The organism is 'Chrysanthemum coronarium' phytoplasma (genome assembly GCF_000744065.1).
Taxonomy (GTDB): domain Bacteria; phylum Bacillota_I; class Bacilli_A; order Acholeplasmatales; family Acholeplasmataceae; genus Phytoplasma; species Phytoplasma asteris.
In genome coordinates, this window is the sequence record NZ_BBIY01000037.1 from 1 (window position 1) to 5,513 (window position 5,513).

The window sequence follows — 5,513 nt, forward strand, 5'->3', positions numbered from 1 at the left end:
TAACGTTGAAGGTTAGTTAGTTTGGGTTTGTTGGGTGATAAATCTTTTTGAGTTAAAAGAATAACAAAAGAATTTGCGTTAGTTTCTGACTCTTTTAAAGCTTTTAAATAAGAATTGTCTGATACTTCAATACGAAAATCAACATTTGGAATAGGCATTACTTCGCTGATAACCACAACTGGAAGTTGTTCAGGAATTTCTTGAAAAATATCTTCAAATGCATCCATAGAAAGATCGGATTTTAATTTTTTGCTTTTGGTTTTCATATATTTTCATCCTTTCGATATTTTTTTAACTTTTAAACTTTTTCATTTTTAAGTTGTGGAGTGATTTTTTGTTGGGGTAATAAATTTTATTTAGCAACAACAGCTTTATTAATAACAAGTTCTAAGGCTTCATCCATCAAAAGAGAATGTTTTAGGTTTTTGTGAGGAAGGTTTTGTTTGATTTGATTAACTGGAACTTTGTAATGGTTACTTAAGTTTTGGTATTGTTGTTCGATTTTTTCTTGGGAAATAGTTAGTTTTTCTTGGGCTGCAACTTGTTCCATAATAAGTTGATATTGGAGGTTTTTTTGTGCTTGTTGGCTGAATTCTTTTTCCATTTTTTCATCATCAATACCTAAATATTGTTTGTATTGTTCCAAAGTTAAATTTTGTTGTTTTAATTGTGCTTCAAATTCTTTTTGGAGGCGGATTTGTTCTTGGGAAACAATTTCTTGAGGAATTTCTAATTCGGAATTTTTAACTAATTGTTCTATTACTTGTTTTTCAACGTTTTCTTTGTCTTTGTGTTTTTTTTGAGCTAAAAGAGTTTGTTTAGTGTTGTTTTTTAATTCTTCTACGGTTGAAGCATTGGCAAGTTTAAGTGATTTTACCAAATTATCTGTTAGTTGAGGTATTTTTTTAGTTTTGATTTGGTGTAGAGTTACTTTAAAAACAGCTTTTTGATTAGCTAAACTTTTTTGGTGGTAATCGCTTGGAAAAGTGATATTAATGTCTTTGGTTTGTCCTTGTTTCATCCCTAACATTTGGTCTTCAAAACCAGGTACAAATTGACCAGAGCCAATTTCTAAACTAAAATCTTTGGCAGTGCCACCTTCAAAAGGTTTGTCATCAACAAAGCCTTCAAAATCAAAAATAGCAGTGTCTGTTAATTCCAAAAAGTCGTTTTGGGTTTTGGGTTCCAAAGTTGGTTGTTTTTCTAATAAGGAATTTATTTTTTCTTCCACTTCAAAATCTGTTACTTCAAGATCGTCTTTTGTAATTTCTAACCCTAAATATTTTTTTAAAGTAACTTTAGGTTTAACGATAAATTCCAGTCCGAAAGTAAAATTTTGATTATCTTTAAGTTTTTTTTCGTCTAAATCAATTACTTGAGGCATTCCCATACTTTCGAAATCTTTTTTTTGTAGGACTTCTTGATATTTGGTTTGCACGATATTTTCTAATGCATCGGAGTATAAATTGTCTTTACCGAAACGATTTTCAAAAATTTTTCTTGGAACGTGCCCTTTTCTAAAACCTTTAATTTCTACTTTTGGTTTAATTTTTTCATAAGCACTAGCCAGTTGGGTTTCTAATTCCTTTGAAGAAACTTCAAAAAAATATTGTACTTTTTGATCGTTGATTTTTTTAATTTCCATTTTTAATACCTTTTCCTTTTTTGGTTTGTTGGGGTTTGTTTTATGTTTTGGGGTGTTATTTATTTTGATTATGAAGCATCAATAAAAACTAAAAAATATTGTTGTTGGGGGTTATTTGGTTTGATTGGTGCAAATAGTTGCAAATAATTATGAGTTTTTTCATTTATATATTGATTATATAAGCAAATTCCAATTAAATTAGTGTTAATTGTTTTTTGGGGAAACAAGTTGGGTTTTTGCTTTTTTGTTTTACAATTTGGCAAATAATTTATAATTAAGTTTTTTTAACTAAATTAAAAGTTGTTTTTTGGGTTCGCGGGTTTATTTAGTTTAATTTTTTAGCTTTTTTTAATTCATTTAATCTTTTTTATAAATATTTTGTGGTAGAAAAATAATTGTCATTTATAAATTTTGTAATTGTGTAAATTACTTTTCTTTCCTACTATTTATTATACCATAATAACTAAATATTTCTTGAAATTATTAGTAATTTTTGCTTTCTGAGTTGGTGTGAGTTTAAAAGTGGTTTTTGTTTTTGCCCATTTTGCATTTTTTTTAAATATTAGTTTTTTAAATTGTTAAATTGATTTTAATTAGTCCAATGTTTAGGATGTAGTTAGTTGGGATTTATCTAAATTAAAAGTTTGATTGCATCTTTAAATTTTGGATTTATTTTTCTTCGTTAAGAATCTTTTTTAAATATTTACCAGTATAACTTTTTTCATTTTGGCTTACTTGTTCTGGGGTTCCTGTTGCAACTACATATCCGCCACAAGCTCCTCCTTCAGGACCTAAATCAATGATATAATCAGCATTTTTAATTACATCTAAATTATGTTCAATTACAACAATAGTAGCTTTTTGATCTGTCATTTGATGAAGAACTTTAAGCAATTGTCTAACATCTTCTGAATGAAGTCCTGTGGTAGGTTCATCTAAAATATACAAAGCACCTGGAATAACTTTTTTGTGTAGTTCGCTTGCTAATTTAACTCGTTGGGCTTCTCCTCCGGATAAAGTTGGCGAGGACTGTCCTAATTTAATGTAGCCAAGCCCTACATTTTGTAAAATTTCTAATTGATGTTTAATTTTGGGATGATTTTGGAAAAATAAAACCCCTTCTTCAACACTCATAGCAAGAATATCTGCAATATTTTTATCTTTGTATTTGATGCTTAAAGTTTCTTTTTGATAACGAGTCCCTTTACAAGCTTCGCACATAACATAGACATCTGGTAAAAAATGCATAGATATTTTTTTAACTCCATCGCCACTACAAGCCTCACATCTACCGCCTTTAATGTTAAAAGAAAAACGCCCTTTTTGATAACCTTTCATTTGGGCTTCTTTAGTTTTGGAGTAAAGTTCTCTAATTTCATCAAAAACACCAGTATAAGTAAGGGGATTACTGCGAGGAGTTTTACCAATTGGGTCTTGTGAAATTTCAACTATTTTTTTGACTTTGTTAAAATCGTTTACTAAATGACTAAAATCTTTTTGTTGAGTTTTGTTTTTTTTGCTGTATTTTTGTTGTAAACAATAAAGTAAAACATCATTTACTAAAGTAGATTTTCCCGAACCAGAAACGCCTGTAACTACAATTAATTGTTGCATAGGAAAGCAAACATCAATTGATTTAAGATTATTTTTAGAAGCTTTGGTAACTAAAATATGATCTTTATTGCCTTTTCTTCTAGTTTTGGGAACTGTAATTTGGATTTGTTTAGATAAGTATTTTCCTGTAAGGCTGTTTTTGTTTTGCATTACTTCTTGGGGTGTGCCAAAAGCTTGTACTTTCCCTCCCAAAATGCCTCCTTGAGGGCCAATATCAATTAAATAATCAGAGGCAAGCATTGTATCATGATCGTGTTCTACTACAATTAAAGAATTGCCTAAATCTCGCATTTTTTGAAGTGATTTAATTAAAAGATCGTTGTCTTTTTGGTGCAATCCAATGGAAGGTTCATCAAGGACATAAAGTACTCCTGAAAGTTGGGAGCCAATTTGAGTAGCAAGTCTAATTCTTTGTGCTTCTCCTCCCGAAAGAGTTGCTCCACTGCGCGATAAAGAAAGATATCCTAACCCAATTTCTTTTAAAAAAGTAAGACGATTAATAACTTCTTTGAGAGCTAAATTAATAATTTTTGTCTCTTCCTTGGACAATTCTAAATTTTGGAAAAAAGCAAGGGTTTTTTCAATTGATAAATCAGTTATTTCATAAATATTTTTATTATTAATTTTAAAAAGTAAAGCCCCTTGATTAAGTCTTTGTCCTTGGCATGTTTTGCATTTTTTTTCCATCATATAATTAGAAAGCCATTTTTTGAGCCATTCGCTGGTTGTTTCTTCAAAACGTCTTTTAAGCATAGAAGCTATACCTTCAAAAAAATCATATTTAAGAGTTTTGGTGGTGGTATTTTTGGAAAAACGAGAAAAACGCAAAGGAGTCGTTAAAGGAATTTGGTCAGGCGAACCATAAAGAATAATATTTAGTTTTTGGGGATCTATTTTTTTTAAAGGAACGGTCATATCAATTTGATAATGATTGCATACAGCTTTTAATTCTTGTTCTTTGCTAGCAAAATTATTATATTCATTATTACTTTTAAAAATTAAAATTGCACCTTTATTTAATGGTTTTTCATAATCTAGAATCATATCGCAATCAATTTCTGCTGTTTTTCCAATCCCTTTACAACTTTGGCAAGCTCCTAAAGGAGTATTAAATGAAAAAAGTCTTGATTCGCGCAAGGGAATATCAAAATTAATGCCTTCTAAATGATAATTGCAATTTAGTTTTAATATTTGATGGTTTTTATTGTTGTTTTCATTCTTATTACTATCATTACTATTTTTACTTTGATAATTCATAATAAAAACTTTTCCTTGAGCTAAATTTAGAGCTTGTTCTAAGGCTTCAAAAAGACGAGTTTGATTATCTGAATTAACTTCAAAACGATCAATTACTACATAAATATTATGATATTGATTTTTTGATAAAGAAGGAATATCATCCATTAAATAAATAGTATCATTAATCATTACTCTATTAAAACCATCTTTGGCAAGAGCTTCTAAGGTTTTTTGATGGGTACCTTTTTTTCTTTCAATTATAGGAGCAAGGATTAATATTAGTTGGTTGGAAAATATTTGATTAGTTTTAGTAATCATTTGTTCTTTGGTTTGTTTTTCTAAGACAATATTTTTTTCAGGATGAAAAGGAACTGCAATATTGGCATAAATTAATCTTAAATAATCATATATTTCTGTAATAGTTCCCACATTAGAACGAGGATTATTAGAAGTTGTTTTTTGGTCAATACTAATAGAAGGACTCAAACCTTCAATACTATCTACATCAGGTTTTTCAAAACTACCTAAAAATTGTCTAGCATAAGCACTTAATGATTCTACATACCTTCTTTTTCCTTCTTGATATAAAGTATCAAAAGCTAAAGAAGATTTGCCAGAACCTGATAATCCTGTTATAATAACTAATTTATTTTTGGGAATATCGATATTAATATTTTTTAAATTATTTTGACGAGCTCCGCGAACTTTAATAAATTGATGTTTATTGGTTTTCATTTTAATTCCTTTAATATATTCCTTTATATTTATATCGGATTATATATATTATTTATAAATAATAATTTCTTTGTTAATTATAACAAAAAAGATTAGCAAAAAGTAAGAAAAGATAAGAAAATGATATAAAAGATGAGAAAAGTAATGGAAAATGAGCAAAAAACTTGCAAAAAAAAGAGTGAAATAAAGGTAAGGGAGTTTTTTATTCCCTAAAAACTAAAAGGAGAGTAAAGGAATTTTTTTTTGGAATCCATTTATTAAAGATAAAAAAGTAAATAAA

2 protein-coding genes and 1 pseudogene are annotated in these 5,513 nt (G+C 28.4%); all 3 read right to left on the reverse strand.

From position 1 onward, the window contains the following. Positions 1-266, reverse strand: a pseudogene (locus tag OYV_RS02385) (endopeptidase La); the annotation flags it as partial. 86 nt (positions 267-352) lie between these two features. Then, the gene (gene tig / locus OYV_RS02390; protein ID WP_042068107.1) at positions 353-1,645 is read right to left on the reverse strand and encodes a trigger factor; all 1,293 of its coding nucleotides are present in this window, start codon (positions 1,643-1,645) and stop codon (positions 353-355) included. A 669-nt stretch (positions 1,646-2,314) separates the two neighbouring features. Continuing rightward, a complete protein-coding gene (gene uvrA / locus OYV_RS02395) occupies positions 2,315-5,233 on the reverse strand; it encodes an excinuclease ABC subunit UvrA (protein ID WP_042068108.1) in 2,919 nt (972 codons plus the stop codon). Between the last annotated feature and the right edge of the window lie 280 nt (positions 5,234-5,513).